Source organism: Phytoamicus setariae (assembly GCF_016722925.1).
Taxonomy (GTDB): domain Bacteria; phylum Pseudomonadota; class Alphaproteobacteria; order Rhizobiales; family Rhizobiaceae; genus Rhizobium_E; species Rhizobium_E setariae.
Map to the genome: position 1 here is coordinate 324,237 of NZ_JAEQNC010000004.1, position 18,369 is coordinate 342,605.

Below are 18,369 nucleotides of genomic sequence, written 5' to 3' on the forward strand. Positions count from 1 at the left end.
CATGGCGACCATCGAGCAATCCCCGAGCGTCGCGCCGCTGGGCGAGACCGGTATCAGGCACTGGTTCAACCGGGTTGGCTGGCGGCAGACCATCATCGCCACGCCTTACATATGGTTGTTCTTCTTCTTCTTCGTGCCGTTCCTGATCATCTTTGCCATCAGCCTGGCGAAGACCGCGCCCACATCGCCACCGTTCCAGTACCAGGCGGAGTGGCCCTACATCTATCTCGACGGCTACCAGAGGCTTTTCACCGACAGCCTCTATATCAGGTCCTACCTGATTTCGGTCTACAATGCCGGTATCGCCACCGTACTTTGCCTGCTGATCGGTTATCCGATGGCCCTGGCGCTGACGCGGATCAGCCGCACATGGCGGAACTTTTTCCTGATCCTTGTGATCCTGCCCTTCTGGACGTCCTTCCTGCTTCGCGTTTATGCCTGGATCGGACTTTTCGGCTCCAACAGCTGGTTCAACAAGGGACTGACCTCTATCTACAATGTCGTCGTGCCCTCGCAATGGGCGCTCACCAGCATTCCCATGATGAACACGAACTTCGCCGTGGTGCTGGTGATGGTCTATTCCTACCTGCCGTTCATGATCCTGCCGCTCTATGCGAACCTGGAGAAGCTGGACCTGACCCTCAACGAGGCGGCGATGGATCTCGGTTCCCGGCCCTCGCAGGTGTTCCGCGACGTAACCTTGCCACTGTCGATTCCCGGCATCATCGCCGGGGGGCTGCTCGTCTTCATTCCGGCCTGCGGCGAGATGATCATCCCGGGCTTGGTTGGCAATGCCTATGACCCGATGATCGGTCGCGTCATTTCTGACGAATTCTCCTCGGCGCGCGACTGGCCGATGGCCTCGGCCGTTGCCGTGGCGCTGCTGATGCTGCTCGTCCTGCCGATGATGGCCTACAACCATTTCGATGCGCGGGCGCAGGCTGGAAGCGAGGGCCGCAAATGAACCGGCGCCCCGCCTTCCTGCTGACCTGCCTTTGGCTTGGCCTAGCCTTCTTCTACATCCCGATCTTCTCGATGATCGTCTATTCCTTCAACAAGTCGCGGCTGGTAACCGTCTGGGGCGGCTTCTCGACGCAATGGTACGGAAAGCTTTTCGCCAACAACCAGATCATCGATGCAGCTCTTTTGTCTCTGAAGATCGCACTGGTCAGCGCCACCTTCGCTACCATCCTCGGTACGATGGCTGGCATCGCGCTCGCCCGCTTCGGTCGTTTCAAGGGTCGCACGGTGTTTTCCGGTTTCGTCACCGCGCCGCTGATCCTGCCGGAGGTGATCACCGGCATTTCGATGCTGATGCTGTTCATCCTGATGGCGCAATGGATCGGCTGGCCGGGCAAGCGCGGCTTCACCACCATCACGATGGCGCATATCACCTTCTCGATGACCTATGTGACGACCATCGTGCAGTCGCGGCTTTCGAGCATGGACGCTTCCATTGAGGAGGCCGCACTGGATCTCGGCTCCAAACCCTGGCAGGTGTTGAGGGACGTAACGCTGCCGATCATCTTTCCGGCCATCATGTCCGGCTGGCTGCTGGCGTTTACGATCTCGCTCGATGACGTGGTGATCACCAGCTTCACCACCGGACCGGGATCGACCACGCTGCCAATCCTCATCTGGAGCAAGGTGAAGCTGGGCGTTACGCCCGACATCAACGCGCTCGCGACCCTGATCATCGTCAGCGTCGGCTTCTGTGTCGCCGTGGCAGGCTTCATCATGAGCCGCGCGGAGCTGCGCAAGCAGCGCGATTACCATCTGGCAGCCGCAGCGAATGAATAGCAACAATGGATAGTATTATGCCTACCCCTGACCTGATCCTTTTCAATGCCAATATTGTCACCATGGACCCGCTGACACCGAAGGCGCAGGCACTCGCAGTCAAAAACGGGCGTGTCATTGCGCTCGGTGCAGATAAGGAGATCCGTGCGCTTGCGAGTGAGAACACGCGCATCGTTGATGCGGGTGGACGACTGGTTTTGCCAGGCTTTCAGGATACCCATATCCACTTGCAGGACAGCGGTCGCGACTATGCCCAGAACGCAGGCCTGGACGCGGCACGCACGATCGACGAACTGGTTGCGACGATGAAAACCTTCAGCGAGAGCCATGATGGCACATGGGTCAACGGCGTCGGCTGGTACACGGGCATCTTCCATGACGGCAATCTCACGCGGCAGGTGCTGGATCTCGCGGTACCCGACCGCCCCTCCTTCATCCTCGCCTCCGACGGCCACAATGCCTGCCTGAACTCCCGGGCGTGCGAACTGCTCGGGCTGGTCAGCGGGATCGACGATCCCTTCAACGGCCACTTCGTACGCGATGAAAACGGCGTGCCGACGGGCATGCTGCATGAAGACGCGATCAAATGGGCCGAGGCGAAGATGCCGCAGCCGACGGACGAGGATTTCGTCTTCGGCATCAAGTTTGCGCAGTCCCTCGCCAATCGCCATGGCATCACCGGCGTGCTCGATGCCTCGGTTCGCGAACGCCATGCCCGCGTCTATTCCGGCATGCAGGAACGTGGCGAGTTGACGGTCCGCGTCTGCGCCACCGCCCGTGTCGAACCCTACGAAAAGACGGTCGACGCCGTTGCCCGCCTTCAAGCGCTGCGTGCCGCCAATCAGTCCGAGATGTTCACCATACACTCGGCCAAGTTCTTCCTCGACGGCGTGATGGAAAATCGCACCGCTGCAATGATCGAGGACTATTCGGATGCTGCCGGCGGCAATGCGCCGCTGATGTTTTCGCATCCGCAAATCCTCGAACTGTTCACCGCTTTCGATGCCGCCCGCTTCCAGATCCATGTCCATGTGATCGGCGATTATGCTGTCCGCGCCGCCCTCGACGGGCTGGAAAAGGCACGATCTGTCAACGGCCGCTGGCCGAGCCTGCACCAGCTGGCGCATATCCAGTGCATCGATCCGTCAGACATTCCTCGGCTCGCCGAACTGGGCGCCGTGGCCAATGTCCAGGCGCTCTGGGCCCGGCACGAGCCGTCCGTCACCGATATCGCCCTGCCGATCGTCGGCGAGGTGCGCGGCAAGTGGATGTATGCCTTCCGCTCTCTGATCGACGCCGGCGCACCCTATGCGTTGTCCTCGGATTGGGGCGTATCGACGCTCAACCCCTTCGAAATTATCGAAACCGCGATCACCCGCCAGCCGCCGGGCCGGCCGAACACACATCCGGTATTCCTGCCCGAACAGCGGATGACCCGCGAGGAATGCATCAAGGCCTATACGATCCATGCCGCCGCAGCGGCCTGGCGCTCAGCCGACACGGGCTCCCTGAGCCTCGGTAAATATGCCGATCTGATTGTGCTCGACCGCGACATTCTCACCTGCGATGTCTACGATATCGGCGACACCAATGTGCTTCTGACGCTGCTTGGCGGCAGGCAAGTGCATCGGGATGTGGGGTTTGCGGGATAAGTTGGATCGAGGTCCAAGTCCAAGCCCTTCCGGACGACATGGGCGCGAGTGCGCCACCCTGCCCCGGCTGAACGGGCCCCGATGTTCCCGGATCTTCCGATGCCGCGAGATGGCCGGCGCACCGTTTTCGAAAGGCTCGGAAGGACTCATGCTTTTTGCGCGATCAGCACGACGCCGAGAAAGATCAGCACGATGCCCGCCCAGTTGACCAGCGACGGCCGCTCGCCGAGAAACAGGAAGGCGAAGATCGCCACCAGCACCACGCTGAGCTTGTCCACCGGTGCGACCTGCGCCGCATTGCCGATTTTCAACGCCCGGAAATAGCAGAGCCAGGATGCCCCGGTGGCAAGCCCCGACAGGATGAGGAAGGTCCAGGTCCGGCCTGAAATCTCGGCCGGCGACTGCCAACCGCCCAACATTGCAAGCAGCGCGCCGACCACGACAAGGATGACGATCGTGCGGATGAACGTCGCGAAATCCGAGTTGATGTTCTCGATGCCGATCTTGGCGAAGATCGCCGTCAGTGCGGCAAAGGCGGCGGAAAGCAGGGCCCATACCTGCCATGACAGAAGAAGATTTTTCATCTAGTCGGCACCCGTGTTGAACTGCGTCAAATACCTGCTTGCTTTCCTTGTTTGCATTGCACAAACTCCAGTACAAAACAGGGAACGGCTGAGCATATGTCCATCAAGGCCAGTATTTATCATCTGACCCACTATATCTACGACAATCCGGTCATGTTGAGCCCGCAGATCATCCGGCTGAAGCCCGCGGCGCATTCGAAGACCAAGGTTTTGAGCCATTCTCTCAAAATCTCGCCCGAGAATCATTTCGTCAACCTGCAGCAGGATCCCTACGGCAACTACCTCGCCCGCTTCGTCTTTCCCGAACCGGTGCGCGAACTGAAGATCGAAGTCGATCTCGTCGCCGACATGACGGTCTACAATCCCTTCGATTTCTTTATCGAGGAATCCGCCGAGATGTGGCCCTTTGCCTATCCGGAGGATCTGAGCGAAGACCTGTCGATCTATATGAAGCCAGAGCCAGCAGGGCCGCACCTGCAGGCCCTGCTCGACACAATCGATCGCTCTTCAATGAAGACCATCGACAAGGTCGTCGGCCTCAATCATCAGCTTCAGCAGAAGATCGGCTATGTCATCCGCATGGAGCCCGGCGTCCAGGAACCGGAAGTGACGCTTTCGAGCGCGCTTGGATCCTGTCGTGACAGCGGCTGGCTACTGGTGCAGATCCTGCGCCATCTGGGTTTTGCGGCGCGCTTTGTCTCGGGTTACCTGATCCAGCTCGCGCCCGATATCAAGGCGCTCGACGGCCCCTCGGGCACCGAGGTCGATTTCACCGACCTGCATGCCTGGTGTGAAGTTTATCTTCCCGGCGCAGGTTGGGTCGGTCTTGACCCGACATCGGGCCTACTGACCGGGGAGAGCCACATCCCGCTGGCCGCCACCCCGCATTACAAAAACGCCGCGCCGATCTCCGGCGGCTATTTCGGCCAGGCCAACACCTCCTTCGATTTCGACATGAAGGTGACGCGGGTGTCCGAACATCCGCGCATCACCAAGCCTTTCCCCCAGGATAGCTGGGAGCACCTCAATGCGCTCGGCGGGGAGGTCGATGCATTCCTGAAGAGCGAAGATGTCAGGCTGACGATGGGCGGTGAGCCGACCTTCGTATCGATCGACGATTTCCAGTCCGAGGAATGGAATACCGATGCGGTCGGACCGCAGAAACAAGGCCTCGCCGATACGCTGATCCGGCGACTGCGCGACCGTTTCGCCCCGGGCGGCTTCCTGCACTTTGGCCAGGGAAAGTGGTATCCAGGAGAAAGCCTGCCGCGCTGGACCTTCTCGCTCTACTGGCGCCGCGACGGCAAGTCCGTATGGGAAAATGAAACGCTGATCGCCGAGGAAAGCAAGACCTATCCGGTGGGCGCGGAAGATGCGGAAAAGTTGCTGGCCGCGATCGCCACCGAGCTGCGCGTCGATCCGGCTCTGGTCGTGCCCGCCTTCGAGGACCCCGCCGAATGGGTCATCAAGGAAGCCAACCTGCCGGAGAATGTCGATCCGGCCAACTCAAAACTGGAAGACCCGGAAGAACGCGCCCGCATCGCCAAGGTCTTCTCCAACGGACTGACAAAGCCCTCGGGTTTCGTGCTGCCGATACAGGCGTGGAATGCCCGCGCCGAACGGCGGCGCTGGATCTCCGAGAAATGGGAAACCCGGCGCGGGCGTCTTTATCTGGTGCCTGGCGATTCCCCTGTCGGCTATCGCCTGCCGCTGGGTTCCCTGCCCTATGTGCCGCCGTCACAGTATCCCTATATCCACCCCGTTGATCCCACCGTCCCGCGTGCCGCTCTGCCGGATTTCCACGACAGCCCGGGCCGGGCACTGTCCGCTCATTCGACGCAGTCGGCCACGCCGCATCAGACCCAGACGGGACAATCCCTGGAGGAAATAGACGGCCGCGTGCGAACCGCCATCAGCGTCGAGGTGCGCGACGGCCGGCTCTGCGTCTTCATGCCGCCGACAGAAGCGCTCGAGGATTATCTCGACCTCATCGCGTCGGCGGAGCGCGCAGCCGCCGCCTTCAAGCTGCCCGTCCACATCGAAGGCTACACGCCCCCGCATGACGAGCGGCTGAACGTCATCCGTGTCGCTCCCGATCCTGGTGTCATCGAAGTCAATGTCCATCCCGCCTCGAACTGGCAGGAATGCGTCGACATCACCACCGCGGTCTATGAGGAGGCGCGGCAGTCCCGCCTCGGCGCTGAAAAGTTCATGATCGACGGCCGTCACACCGGCACCGGCGGCGGCAACCATGTCGTGGTCGGCGGCGCCAACCCGAATGACAGCCCGTTTCTGCGCCGGCCCGATCTGCTGAAGAGCATCGTGCTTTTTTGGCAGAGGCACCCCTCCCTCTCCTACCTGTTTTCGGGCCTGTTCATCGGTCCGACCAGCCAGGCGCCGCGCATCGATGAGGCGCGCCACGACGGGCTTTACGAGCTGGAAATCGCGCTATCGCAGGTGCCGGCGCCGGGTGGCGATGCGGCGCCGTTGCCGTGGCTGGTCGATCGCCTGTTCCGCAACCTGCTGGTGGATTCATCGGGCAATACCCACCGCGCCGAGATCTGCATCGACAAGCTGTTTTCGCCGGATGGGCCGACAGGTCGTCTGGGTCTTGTCGAATTCCGCGGCTTCGAGATGCCGCCGGACAGCCGCATGAGCCTGGCCCAGCAGCTTCTCATCCGGGCGCTGATCGCCCGTTTCTGGAAGGCGCCGCTGGATGGCACGTTCACACGGTGGGGCACCACGCTGCATGATCGCTTCATGCTGCCGCACTTCGTCTGGCAGGATTTCCTCGACATCCTCGCAGACTTGAAAAGCCATGGTTTCGCCTTCCGCCCGGAATGGTTCGAGGCGCAACTCGAATTCCGCTTTCCTTTCTATGGCGAGGTGGAATTCGAAGACACCAGGCTCGAACTCCGGCAGGCGCTCGAGCCGTGGCATGTCACCGGCGAAACGGGCGCCGTTGGCGGCACGGTGCGCTTTGTCGACTCCTCGGTCGAACGTCTGCAGGTGAAGCTCGATACCGGCAATCCGGAACGGTTTGCCGTCGCCTGCAACGGCCGGCCGGTGCCGCTTCGCAAAACCCACGCCGGCGGCCCGGCTGTCGCGGGCGTCCGTTTCAAGGCGTGGCAGCCGGCGTCGGGCTTCCATCCGGTGCTGCCGGTCAATACCCCCTTGATCTTTGATATCTACGATCGCTGGACCGAAAAGGCGGTTGGCGGTTGCGTTTATCACGTTGCCCATCCGGGGGGACGCAGCTATGACACTTTCCCAGTCAATGGCTATGAAGCGCAGGCGCGACGGCTCGCACGCTTCGAACCCTGGGGGCACACAGCAGGCGGCTACCCGCTCCAGCCGGAGACGCCTCACCCGGATTTTCCGCTGACACTGGATCTCAGAAGGCCGCCGGGAGCGTAAATGTCGGGTACAGGTATGAGCGCAAACGCAGCAACGAATTCGCAACAGGCGCTGGATTACACATTGATCCCCGGCACGGCGGACGAGATGCTGGGGCCGGATGGCACAGTGCGGCCGGTCTGGCGACATTTCGTCTCCTCCCTTTCACGGATGGGTGGCACAGACCTTGAAGGCCGCATCGCCCGCGCCGACAGATATCTTCGCGACGCCGGTGTTTTCTACCGTGCTTACGGTGGCCAGCCGAATGCGGAACGATCCTGGCCGCTTTCCCATATCCCCGTATTGATCGATGGCCGGGAATGGCAAAACCTTTCGGCAGGCCTAACCCAGCGGGCTGAGCTGCTGGAACGCATCGCCGCCGACATATATTCGGAAAACCGGCTGGTACAGGAAGGGCTCCTGCCGCCGGGCCTGATTGCCGCCAACCCTGAATACCTCCGGCCCGTCGCCGGCTTGACGCCCGTCGGCGGCCACTATCTGCACTTCATCGCCTTCGAGATTGGGCGTGGCCCGGATGGCAACTGGTGGGTGCTTGCCGACCGCACACAGGCGCCTTCGGGGGCAGGGTTTGCGCTGGAAAATCGCGTCGCGACAACACGCGCCTTTTCCGACATCTATGCCGAAACCCATGTCCACCGGCTGGCTTCGTTCTTCGGCACCTTCCGCGATGCTCTGCAGATGCACAAGAAGAATGGCGACGACCGGATCGCGGTGCTGACACCCGGCCCGGCCAATGAAACCTATTTCGAGCACGCCTATATTGCCCGTTACCTCGGCTTCATGCTGCTTGAGGGCGAGGATCTCGCTGTCGTCGACAACAAGGTGATGGTCCGCACGGTCGCCGGCCTCAAGCCATTGAGCGTATTGTGGCGCCGCCTGGATGCAACCTACGCCGATCCGCTGGAGCTCGACCAGACGTCGCAGATCGGCACGCCCGGCCTCGTGCAGGCACTTCGGGCGGAAAGCGTGGCCATCGTCAATGCGCTGGGCTCGGGTCTGCTCGAGACTCGAGCTTTCCTCGCCTTCATGCCCGCCATCTGCCGCCGGTTGCTCAACGAGGACCTGAAATTGCCATCGATCGCGACATGGTGGTGCGGCCAGCAGGCCGAGCGGGAGCACGTCGCGCGCAATCTCGACCGGATGATCATTGGCCCCGCCTATTCCCGCCTGCCGTTCTTCGATGACGGCGGCGAGTCGGTCGCCGGCTCTGCACTGGGCGAAAACAGGAATGCGCTGCTGAAGCGGATTGCCGAGGAAGGCAACAGGCTGGTCGGCCAGGAGATCGTCAAGCTTTCCACCACGCCGGCCTTTGTCGACGGCAAGTTCGCACCGCGGCCGATGAGCCTGCGTGTCTTTGCCGCCCGCTCCCGCGACGGTTGGGAGATCATGCCGGGCGGCTTCGCCCGCATCGGCGCGGGCGACGACGTCTCGGCCATCGCCATGCAGAAGGGCGGCTCGGTTGCCGATGTCTGGATCGTCTCCGACACCCCGGTCAAATGGTCAACGCTGCTGCCGTCCGAGGAGAATTTCACCCGCAACATGCCCGGCAGCCTACCGAGCAGGGCAGCGGACAATCTTTTCTGGCTCGGCCGCTACATCGAGCGTGCCGAAGGTGCATTGCGCATTCTGCGCGCCTGGCACGGCCGCTACGCCGAATACGCCGACCGCAACCAGCCGCTGCTTGCCAATGTCTCGGACTATCTCGCCGCACTCGATATCGACACCAACGAGACGCTGCCGGAAAGCCTGGTCAACAACATATCCAGCGCGCTCTATTCGGCCTCCAACATTCGCGACCGGTTCTCGCCAGACGGATGGTTGGCACTCAACGACCTGGCAAAGACCACCCACGAGTTCCGCGAAAAGGTCCAGCCCGGCGATGACGCATCGAGCGCCATGACGGTGCTCTTGCGGAAGCTTGCAGGCTTTGCCGGCCTCGTACACGAGAACATGTATCGCTTTACCGGTTGGCGCTTCCTGTCGATCGGTCGCTATCTCGAACGCGGCCTGCACATGTCGCGGCTGCTCGGCCACCTCTCCGGACCCGACGCGCCCGACGGTGCGCTCGATATGCTCATCGAGATCGGCGACAGCGTCATGACCCACCGGCGCCGCTACAATGTCGCCACGACGCGATTGACAGTGACAGACCTTCTGGCGCTCGATTCGCTCAACCCACGTTCGGTTCTCTATCAGCTCAATGAAATCAAGACCGAAGTGGAGCAACTGCCGAATGCGATCGTCAACGGCCAGATGTCGCCCTTCCACCGCGAGGCGCTCAGGCTCTACTCGACGCTGGCGCTGATGACCCCCGAAGGCATGGACGGAGCCGTTTACGACCGGCTCGAATCGGAGATGGAACGATTCTCCGACCTGTTAGCCCGCACTTATATCGGTTGATGCCATGCTCTACGACGTCTCGATGAAGATCGAATATGCCTACGACGTCGCCGCCTCGGGCGCCCGACATGTCGTGCGCGTTTTGCCGCTGACACTGGCCGCCGGACAACGGTTGATCGCCGGCAGCCTGACATTCTCGCCGACACCTGACGAACGCAGCGATTTCATCGACTTCTTCCGCAATCCGGCAACTGCGGTGAACTTCCGCACGCAGCACGACCGGCTGGAGATCCGCATGCAAGCCCGCGTCCTCGTGGAGAACCTGAGCCAGCAGGTCGATTTCTCCCCGGCGATCAGCAGGATCGGCGCCGAGGTGGCCGGGTGCTGGACACTGGAACCGGAAGCGCCGCATCACTTTCTCGGCGACAGTCCCAGGCTGGCGCAATCGGCGTCAATCACCGAGTGGGTAAGCTCCATTGCATTGCCCGACATGTCAACGAGAGAGGTCGCGACGGCGGTATGCAGGATGATACATGAGCACTTCACCTATCTCCCCGGCGCCACGACCGTGGATACGCCTGCAGAAGCTGCCTTCCGGCTGAAAAAGGGAGTTTGCCAGGATTTCGCCCACATCATGATCATAGCGCTGCGCGCTATCGGAATTCCCGCCGGCTACGTCAGCGGATTCCTGCGGACCATCCCGCCACCCGGCGCGGAACGTCTTGAAGGTGCCGATGCAATGCACGCCTGGGTGCGCGTCTGGTGCGGTCGGGCGACCGGTTGGATGGAATGGGACCCGACCAACAACATGATGGCAGGCAGCGATCACATCCGAGTCGCCTACGGGCGCGACTACTCCGATGTCGCCCCGGTCATCGGCATCCTCAAGAGTTACGGCAGCCACAAGACGGAGCAGGCTGTTGACGTGATTCCGGTCAAAACCTGAACTTTTCGAGCATTTGGTCACATTTTTTGTTCAAATGTTAACAAATTCCGCAACGGTAACAAAACACATCGCTGTTAACTTCTCGTTCAAAGGTAACCCCAAACCGTTGAGAAGCGCCCCATGCGATCATTTACTCCTTCGCTTGCAGTCCTGCGACGTTTCATCAAAAACAAGAACGGTAATTTTTCAGTCATGGCTGCACTGATCCTGCCTGTCGGCCTTGGCGCCGCCGGGCTTGCGCTGGATGCATCCAAGATGATCGCCTCGAAGGCCGCCTTGCAAAACGCGGCGGATTCTGCGGCGCTCGCGGCAGCCTCGGCTCTGGCCAACAAGGGCATCACCCCGGCGCAAGCGCAAAAGCTCGCCGCCGACTTCGTCAGCGGCCAGATGTCCAATCAGATCGACAGCCCCGAGGAACTCGAGACACCGTTCAATTTCGGCGATTGCACCAAAGTCGACGTTCACGATCTGTCCACAGTGGGCAGCGCGAAGAAGTACAACGTCAAGGTAACGACCTGCTACGACGTACAGTACACCGCCCTTTCGGCCTTCCTCGGCAAAGAGGGGGGGCGGCTGACTGTCACCAGTTCTACCGAGTCGACCACCGAGTCCAAGAACGCGTTGTCGATGTATCTCGTGCTTGACCGCTCCGGCTCGATGTCCGAATACACCGAAACGGTCTCGGGCAGCTACACCTGCCGCTACGGACGCAAGACCTACACTTGCTACACCTATTACGACAAGATCACCGCGCTTCGGATGGCCGCCACCAACCTGATGAGCCATCTCAAGGCCTCGGATCCGGCGACCACGCTCGTGCGTACCGGAGCGGTCTCCTACAACGCCGAAATGCAGCCGGCCCAGGCCGTCAGTTGGGGCGTTTCCAACGTGTCCACCTACATCAGCAAGCTGACGGCGACCGGTGGCACCGACTCGAGCCTAGCGTTCAAGACTGCCTATCTTGCCCTTTCAGCCGCCACTGAGGATACTGCCCATCACGACAAGAATGGCCAGGTTCCTTCCAAATACATCGTCTTCATGACTGACGGCGACAACAACTACACCTCTGCCGACACGGCAACCAAGCAATGGTGCGACAAGGCGAGAACCGCCGGCATCGAGGTTTATTCGGTCGCTTTCATGGCACCGTCCCGCGGGCAGGCTTTGTTGAACTACTGCGCGACCTCAACTGCCCACTACTTCGCCGCTGAAGACGCCGACGATCTCAATGCAGCGTTCGAATATATCGGCGAGCGCGCGACGGAGACCGCCACCCGCCTCACTCAGTAGCCCAATACGTCCCCTTACTGCCCAACTTGCAGCGCCGGCATCAATTGCCGGCGCTCTTTTTTCGTTTGTCCGATGGCGCAAGGCCTCACCCGAACAACGGAGTTGTCTCTATTTAGCCCCGACAGTCTCTTTGCTTTCAGCGTCTGGGCTTTTTATGCCGCAACGCGAATAAACCGTTGCATGTATATTTGAACGGTGCAAATCTCGGCTGATGCTGCGATGCCTTGACCTCCCACACGGCACCGGTAACAATAACGGAAGTGATTGAGCCGCCTATGAAAAATTTATCCGAGCCGTCTGAAATCTCTTACCCGCCGTTGCGATCCAACGACCCTGTTACTCTCGCGGCCGACATCATCGAACGCCTGACGTATCGCATCGGCAAGGATGCAAAGGTCGCAAAGCCGCACGACTGGTTGACGGCCACCATTCTCGTCGTGCGCGACAGAATCATCGACCGCTGGATGGAGTCGACCCGCAAGACTTATGAAACCGGCGGCAAACGGGTCTATTACCTTTCGCTCGAATTTCTGATCGGCCGGCTAACGCGTGATGCACTGTCGAATCTTGGATTGATGGAGGAGATTCGCGAGGCCCTAAAGACGCTTGGCGTGGATATCGACGTGGTCGCGGCGCTCGAGCCTGATGCTGCCCTCGGCAATGGCGGCCTGGGACGTCTGGCGGCCTGTTTCATGGAATCGATGGCCACCACCGATATCCCTGCCTATGGATACGGCATCCGCTATGTGCATGGCCTGTTTCGCCAGCAGATCGCCGACGGCTGGCAGGTGGAATTGCCGGAAACCTGGCTGGCGCACGGCAATCCCTGGGAGTTCGAGCGACGCGAAAGCGCTTATGAAATCGGCTTTGGCGGAACGGTGGAATCGATCATATCGCCGGATGGCGACGCCCGTTTCGTCTGGAAGCCCGCCGAGCGAGTCATTGCGGGAGCCTACGACACGCCGATCGTCGGTTGGCGCGGCAAGCGCGTCAACACGCTGCGGCTCTGGACCGCCCAGCCGATCGACCCCATCCTGCTCGATGCATTCAATGCCGGCGACCATATCGGCGCGCTCAGGGAGAGCAACAAGGCCGAAAGCCTTGCACGGGTCCTCTATCCCGCCGACGCTACGCCCGCCGGCCAGGAATTGCGCCTCCGCCAGGAGTTCTTCTTCTCCTCGGCATCGCTGCAGGACATTCTTCGTCGGCATCGCCAACAGTACAACACATTTGACAATCTTGCCGACAAGGTTGCCATCCAGCTGAACGACACCCATCCCGCCGTCGCGGTCGCCGAATTGATGCGGCTGCTCTGCGACGTGCACGGCTTCGAGTTCAACGCGGCCTGGGAAATCACCCGCAACACCATTTCCTACACCAACCATACGCTGCTGCCCGAAGCGCTGGAAACCTGGCCTGTGCCGCTGTTCGAGCGTCTTCTGCCGCGGCACATGCAGATCATCTACGGCATCAACGCCAAGATTCTGCTGGAGGCTCGCAAGGAGAAGAACTTCACCGACCAGCAGATCCGCGCCATTTCGCTGATCGATGAGAGCGGAAACCGCCGGGTTCGCATGGGCAATCTCGCCTTCATGGGATCGCATTCTATCAACGGCGTCTCTGCCCTGCATACGGAGCTGATGAAGGAGACGGTATTTGCCGACCTGCACAAGCTTTATCCGGACCGGATCAACAACAAGACCAACGGCATCACGCCGCGCCGCTGGCTCAACCAGTGCAATCCCGGCCTTACCAGCCTGCTCCGAGAAACCATCGGCGACAAGTTCCTCGATGAGACCGAAGCATTGCAGAGCCTCAACGACTACGCCGAGAATGCCGAATTCCAGAAGAAATTCGCGGCAGTGAAACGCGAAAACAAGATCAGGCTCGCCCAACTCATTCAGAGCCGCATGGGGCTCAAGCTCGATCCATCGGCGATGTTCGATATCCATGTGAAGCGCATTCACGAATACAAGCGCCAGCTGTTGAACATCATCGAGGCGGTTTCTCTCTATGACCAGATACGATCACATCCGGAACTGGACTGGGTACCGCGCGTTAAGATCTTCGCCGGCAAAGCGGCGCCGAGCTACCACAATGCCAAGCTGATCATCAAACTCGCCAACGACGTTGCCCGCACCATCAATTCCGATCCGGCTGTGCGCGGCCTGCTGAAGGTCGTGTTCGTTCCGAACTACAATGTCTCGCTCGCCGAGATGCTTGTCCCGGCCGCCGACCTGTCGGAACAGATATCGACCGCTGGCATGGAAGCATCGGGCACCGGCAACATGAAGTTCGCGCTCAACGGCGCATTGACCATCGGCACGCTGGACGGTGCCAACGTGGAGATGCGCGACTGGGTCGGCGCCGAGAACATCCAGATTTTCGGCATGAATGCCGAGGAAGTCGCCCAGGCACGGCTCGACGGACACAACCCACGTGCCATCATCGAAGGCTCGCGTGAACTCGCCCAGGCACTGCACGCCATCGGTTCAGGCGTTTTCTCCCCGGACGATCCAAACCGCTTCTCCAGCCTCGTCGACGGGCTCTACCAGCATGACTGGTTCATGGTCGCAGGTGACTTCGATGCCTATGCGGCCGCCCAGCGCGCAATTGACCAGACCTGGACCGACGAGAAGAGCTGGTTCGCCAAGGCGATCCGCAACACCGCCCGCATGGGCTGGTTCTCCTCGGATCGGACGATCCGCCAGTATGCAAAGGAAATTTGGAAGGCTGGCTAGGGCCGGCCAGACAAGTCCAGAAGCGCAAGACAGTTCGGTTTGGGGGGAAATGAAATGAAGGATGCCAAGCCTGGTAAATCCACCGCCAACCCGGCGGAAGATGGGCACAAAGCACTCAAGCCCGGGGCCGCGAACGACTTTCGCATCTTCAACGAGGAAGTGGCGGCCATTGTCGCCGGCGTGCACGCCAACCCGTTTGCGGTGCTGGGCGTGCACGAATTCGGCAAGGAATTCGTCGCCCGCACCTTCATCCCGGGCGCAGACGAGGTTACCGCCTATACACTGACAGGCGAAAATGCCGGGCCGGTCCCTCGCCGCGACGAAGCCGGTTTTTTTGAGGGGCTGGTGGCAATCAAGTCCCGTCAGCCGCTGCGCTATCACGCCCGCAACGACGATGGCGAATGGGATGTCGTCGATGCTTACGGTTTCGGGCCTGTCCTCGGGCCGATGGACGACTACTACCTGCGCCAGGGGTCGCATCTCCGGCTGTTCGACAAGATGGGGGCGCATCCCATTCATCACCAGGGGGCCGACGGGTTTCATTTCGCCGTCTGGGCGCCGAATGCGGCGCGCGTGTCCGTGGTCGGCAGCTTCAACGACTGGGACGGCCGCCGGCATGTGATGCGGCTGAGAAGCGACACCGGCGTCTGGGAAATATTCATTCCCGGGATCGCTGCCGGCGAGACCTACAAATACGAAATCCTCGCACGCGACGGCAAGCTGTTGCCACTAAAGGCCGATCCGTTCGCACGGCGCTCCGAACTGCGTCCGCATACCGCCTCGATGACAACGGCGGAAATGCATCAGGACTGGGAAGACAAGGCTCACCGCGACTGGTGGTCGTCGGTCGACGCGCGCCGCCAGCCTATTTCGATCTACGAGGTGCATCCCGGTTCCTGGCAGCGCAACGCTGATGGCAGCATGCTGAGTTGGGATGAGATGGGCGAGAGGCTGATCCCCTATTGCGCCGACATGGGCTTCACCCATATCGAGTTCATGCCGATAACCGAACACCCCTACGATCCATCCTGGGGCTATCAGACTACCGGCCTTTTCTCCCCCTCGGCGCGCTTCGGAGAACCCGAAGGCTTTGCGCGCTTCGTCAACGGCGCCCACAAGGCCGGCATCAGCGTGCTGCTCGACTGGGTGCCTGCGCATTTTCCCACCGACCAGCACGGTCTCAGGCATTTCGACGGCACTGCGCTTTACGAACATGAGGACCCACGCCAGGGTTTTCATCCTGACTGGAACACCGCGATCTACAATTTCGGTCGCAACGAGGTCGTCAGCTTCATCATCAATTCGGCACTTTACTGGGCTGAGAAATTCCACGCCGATGGCCTACGCGTCGATGCCGTGGCGTCGATGCTCTATCTCGATTACTCCCGCAAGGAAGGCGAATGGGTTCCCAACAAGTATGGCGGGCGCGAAAACCTCGAAGCCGTCGAATTCCTCAAGGACATGAACCGCCATCTCTACGGCTCGCATCCCGGCATCCTGACGATCGCCGAGGAATCGACGTCCTGGCCGAAGGTGTCGGCCCCCGTTCATGACGGTGGACTGGGCTTCGGCTTCAAATGGAACATGGGGTTCATGCATGACACGCTGCAATATCTGGCGCGTGACCCGATCCATCGCAAGCACCACCACAACGAACTGACCTTCGGCCTGCTCTATGCCTTCTCCGAGAATTTCGTCCTGCCGCTTTCCCATGACGAAGTCGTCCACGGCAAGGGTTCGCTGATCGCCAAGATGGCCGGCGACGAATGGCAGAAATTCGCCAACCTGCGTGCCTATTACGGCTTCATGTGGGGCTATCCCGGTAAGAAGCTGCTGTTCATGGGACAGGAATTCGCCCAGTGGAACGAATGGTCAGAAGCCCGCTCGCTTGACTGGAACCTGCTCGATTTCCCCAATCACGACGGCATGCGCCGGCTGGTGAAGGACCTCAATCACCTTTACCGCACCAAACCGGCATTGCATGCACGTGACTGCGAAGGCGAAGGTTTCGAATGGAGGATCGCCGACGACCACGAAAACTCTGTCTATGCCTGGATCCGCAAGGCGCCGGGCGAAAGGCCGATCGCGGTCATCTCCAACTTCACCCCGATCGTGCGTGAGAATTATGGCGTGCCGCTGACGGCTGAGGGCACGTGGCGGGAGATACTCAACACCGATGCTGCCACCTACGGCGGCTCAGGCAAAGGCAATTCCGGGGCGGTACAGGCCAGCAGGGAGGACGACGGGCGGATCGTGGCGCGTTGCGTCCTGCCGCCACTTGCAACCATATGGCTGGAACTGGCAGACTGATAAAAGCAATAGGGAGGACAAAGACATGATAGATAAAAGAGTTCAGCCGCTCGCCCGCGATGCTATGGCCTATGTTCTCGCCGGTGGCCGGGGAAGCCGCCTCAAGGAACTGACGGACCGGCGTGCCAAGCCCGCCGTGTATTTCGGTGGCAAGACACGTATCATCGACTTTGCCCTCTCCAACGCGCTCAATTCGGGCATCCGCCGCATCGGGGTTGCCACCCAGTACAAGGCCCACTCACTGATCCGCCACCTGCAGCGCGGCTGGGACTTCTTCCGCCCCGAACGAAACGAGAGTTTCGATATCCTGCCTGCATCCCAGCGCGTGTCGGAAACCCAGTGGTACGAAGGCACGGCCGATGCCGTCTACCAGAACATCGACATCATCGAGCCGCACAATCCCGAATACATGGTCATCCTCGCGGGCGACCATATCTACAAGATGGACTACGAGTTGATGCTGCGCCAGCATGTGGACTCCGGCGCCGACGTGACCATCGGCTGCCTGGAGGTACCCCGAATGGAGGCGACCGGCTTCGGGGTCATGCACGTCGATAACAAGGATGTCATTATCGACTTCATCGAAAAGCCTGCCGACCCTCCCGGCATCCCCGGCAACGAGGACATGGCGCTCGCCTCGATGGGCATCTACGTGTTCCACACGAAGTTCCTGATCGACCTGCTGAAACGCGATGCGAACGACCCCAATTCCTCGCGTGACTTCGGCAAGGACCTGATCCCCTACATCGTCAAGAACGGCAAAGCGGTGGCGCATCGTTTCGCCGAGTCCTGCGTGCGTGCCGAACTTGAAAAGCAGGCCTACTGGCGCGATGTCGGCACCGTGGATGCCTACTGGCAGGCCAATATCGACCTGACCGACGTGGTGCCGGAGCTCGACCTCTACGACAGCAACTGGCCGATCTGGACCTATTCCGAAATCACTCCGCCGGCGAAATTCGTCCATGACATGGAAGGGCGCCGCGGCTCGGCGGTGTCGTCGCTGATTTCAGGCAATTGCATCGTGTCCGGCGCATCGATCAACCGGACGCTGCTGTTTACGGGTTGCCGGGTGAATTCCTATTCGCAACTCGACCATGCCGTGGCCCTGCCGGAAGTGATCGTCAATCGTGGTGCGCGGCTGAAGAATGTCGTGATCGATCGGGGCGTCAATATCCCGGCGGGCCTGGTCGTCGGCGAGGATCCGGAATCTGATGCCAAGCGCTTCCGCCGCACGGAATCGGGCATCTGCCTGATTACCCAGGCGATGGTCGACAAGCTGGGATAGTCGC

The 18,369-nt window shown here is 60.7% G+C and carries 11 protein-coding genes; 10 read left to right on the forward strand and 1 reads right to left on the reverse strand.

From position 1 onward, the window contains the following. The first annotated feature begins 1 nt into the window (after position 1). Genes JJB09_RS09210 through JJB09_RS09220 form a run of 3 tightly spaced genes read left to right on the forward strand, consistent with a single transcriptional unit; the run spans position 2 to position 3,452 of the window. Positions 2 to 964 carry an ABC transporter permease gene (locus JJB09_RS09210; protein ID WP_201656449.1) on the forward strand — a complete coding sequence of 321 codons (963 nt, stop codon included), beginning with the start codon at positions 2 to 4 and terminating at the stop codon, positions 962 to 964. After that, on the forward strand, positions 961 to 1,800 hold the full coding sequence (locus JJB09_RS09215) for an ABC transporter permease subunit (protein ID WP_201656452.1): 840 nt from the start codon (positions 961 to 963) through the stop codon (positions 1,798 to 1,800). Before JJB09_RS09210 ends, JJB09_RS09215 begins: the two co-directional genes overlap by 4 nt. Positions 1,801 to 1,817: 17 nt before the next feature. After that, entirely contained in the window at positions 1,818 to 3,452 is a 1,635-nt protein-coding gene (locus JJB09_RS09220; protein ID WP_201656455.1) for an amidohydrolase, read from the forward strand. 146 nt (positions 3,453 to 3,598) lie between these two features. Here the strand turns inward: JJB09_RS09220 and JJB09_RS09225 are convergent, their stop codons facing one another. Continuing rightward, positions 3,599 to 4,036 carry an EamA family transporter gene (locus JJB09_RS09225; protein WP_201656458.1) on the reverse strand — a complete coding sequence of 146 codons (438 nt, stop codon included), beginning with the start codon at positions 4,034 to 4,036 and terminating at the stop codon, positions 3,599 to 3,601. Between the two features lie 96 nt (positions 4,037 to 4,132). Between JJB09_RS09225 and JJB09_RS09230 the strand changes: the two genes are divergently transcribed. The 7 genes from JJB09_RS09230 to glgC all read left to right on the forward strand — a co-directional run bounded on the left by JJB09_RS09230 (position 4,133) and on the right by glgC (position 18,365). After that, positions 4,133 to 7,453, forward strand: a complete 3,321-nt coding sequence (locus JJB09_RS09230; RefSeq protein WP_201656461.1) for a transglutaminase family protein — start codon at positions 4,133 to 4,135, stop codon at positions 7,451 to 7,453. Between the two features lie 15 nt (positions 7,454 to 7,468). Beyond that, on the forward strand, positions 7,469 to 9,853 hold the full coding sequence (locus JJB09_RS09235) for a circularly permuted type 2 ATP-grasp protein (protein WP_246748633.1): 2,385 nt from the start codon (positions 7,469 to 7,471) through the stop codon (positions 9,851 to 9,853). A gap of 4 nt (positions 9,854 to 9,857) precedes the next feature. Next, a complete protein-coding gene (locus tag JJB09_RS09240) occupies positions 9,858 to 10,739 on the forward strand; it encodes a transglutaminase family protein (protein WP_201656468.1) in 882 nt (293 codons plus the stop codon). A 120-nt stretch (positions 10,740 to 10,859) separates the two neighbouring features. Beyond that, complete coding sequence (locus tag JJB09_RS09245) at positions 10,860 to 12,029, forward strand: vWA domain-containing protein (protein ID WP_201656471.1); 1,170 nt, start codon at positions 10,860 to 10,862, stop codon at positions 12,027 to 12,029. A gap of 275 nt (positions 12,030 to 12,304) precedes the next feature. After that, on the forward strand, positions 12,305 to 14,770 hold the full coding sequence (locus tag JJB09_RS09250) for a glycogen/starch/alpha-glucan phosphorylase (protein WP_201656474.1): 2,466 nt from the start codon (positions 12,305 to 12,307) through the stop codon (positions 14,768 to 14,770). Positions 14,771 to 14,824: 54 nt separating this feature from the next. Next, positions 14,825 to 17,080: a 1,4-alpha-glucan branching protein GlgB gene (gene glgB / locus JJB09_RS09255; RefSeq protein ID WP_201656477.1), complete on the forward strand. Its 2,256-nt coding sequence runs from the start codon at positions 14,825 to 14,827 to the stop codon at positions 17,078 to 17,080. A 25-nt stretch (positions 17,081 to 17,105) separates the two neighbouring features. Continuing rightward, the gene (gene glgC / locus JJB09_RS09260; protein ID WP_201656480.1) at positions 17,106 to 18,365 is read left to right on the forward strand and encodes a glucose-1-phosphate adenylyltransferase; all 1,260 of its coding nucleotides are present in this window, start codon (positions 17,106 to 17,108) and stop codon (positions 18,363 to 18,365) included. Positions 18,366 to 18,369 lie beyond the last annotated feature (4 nt).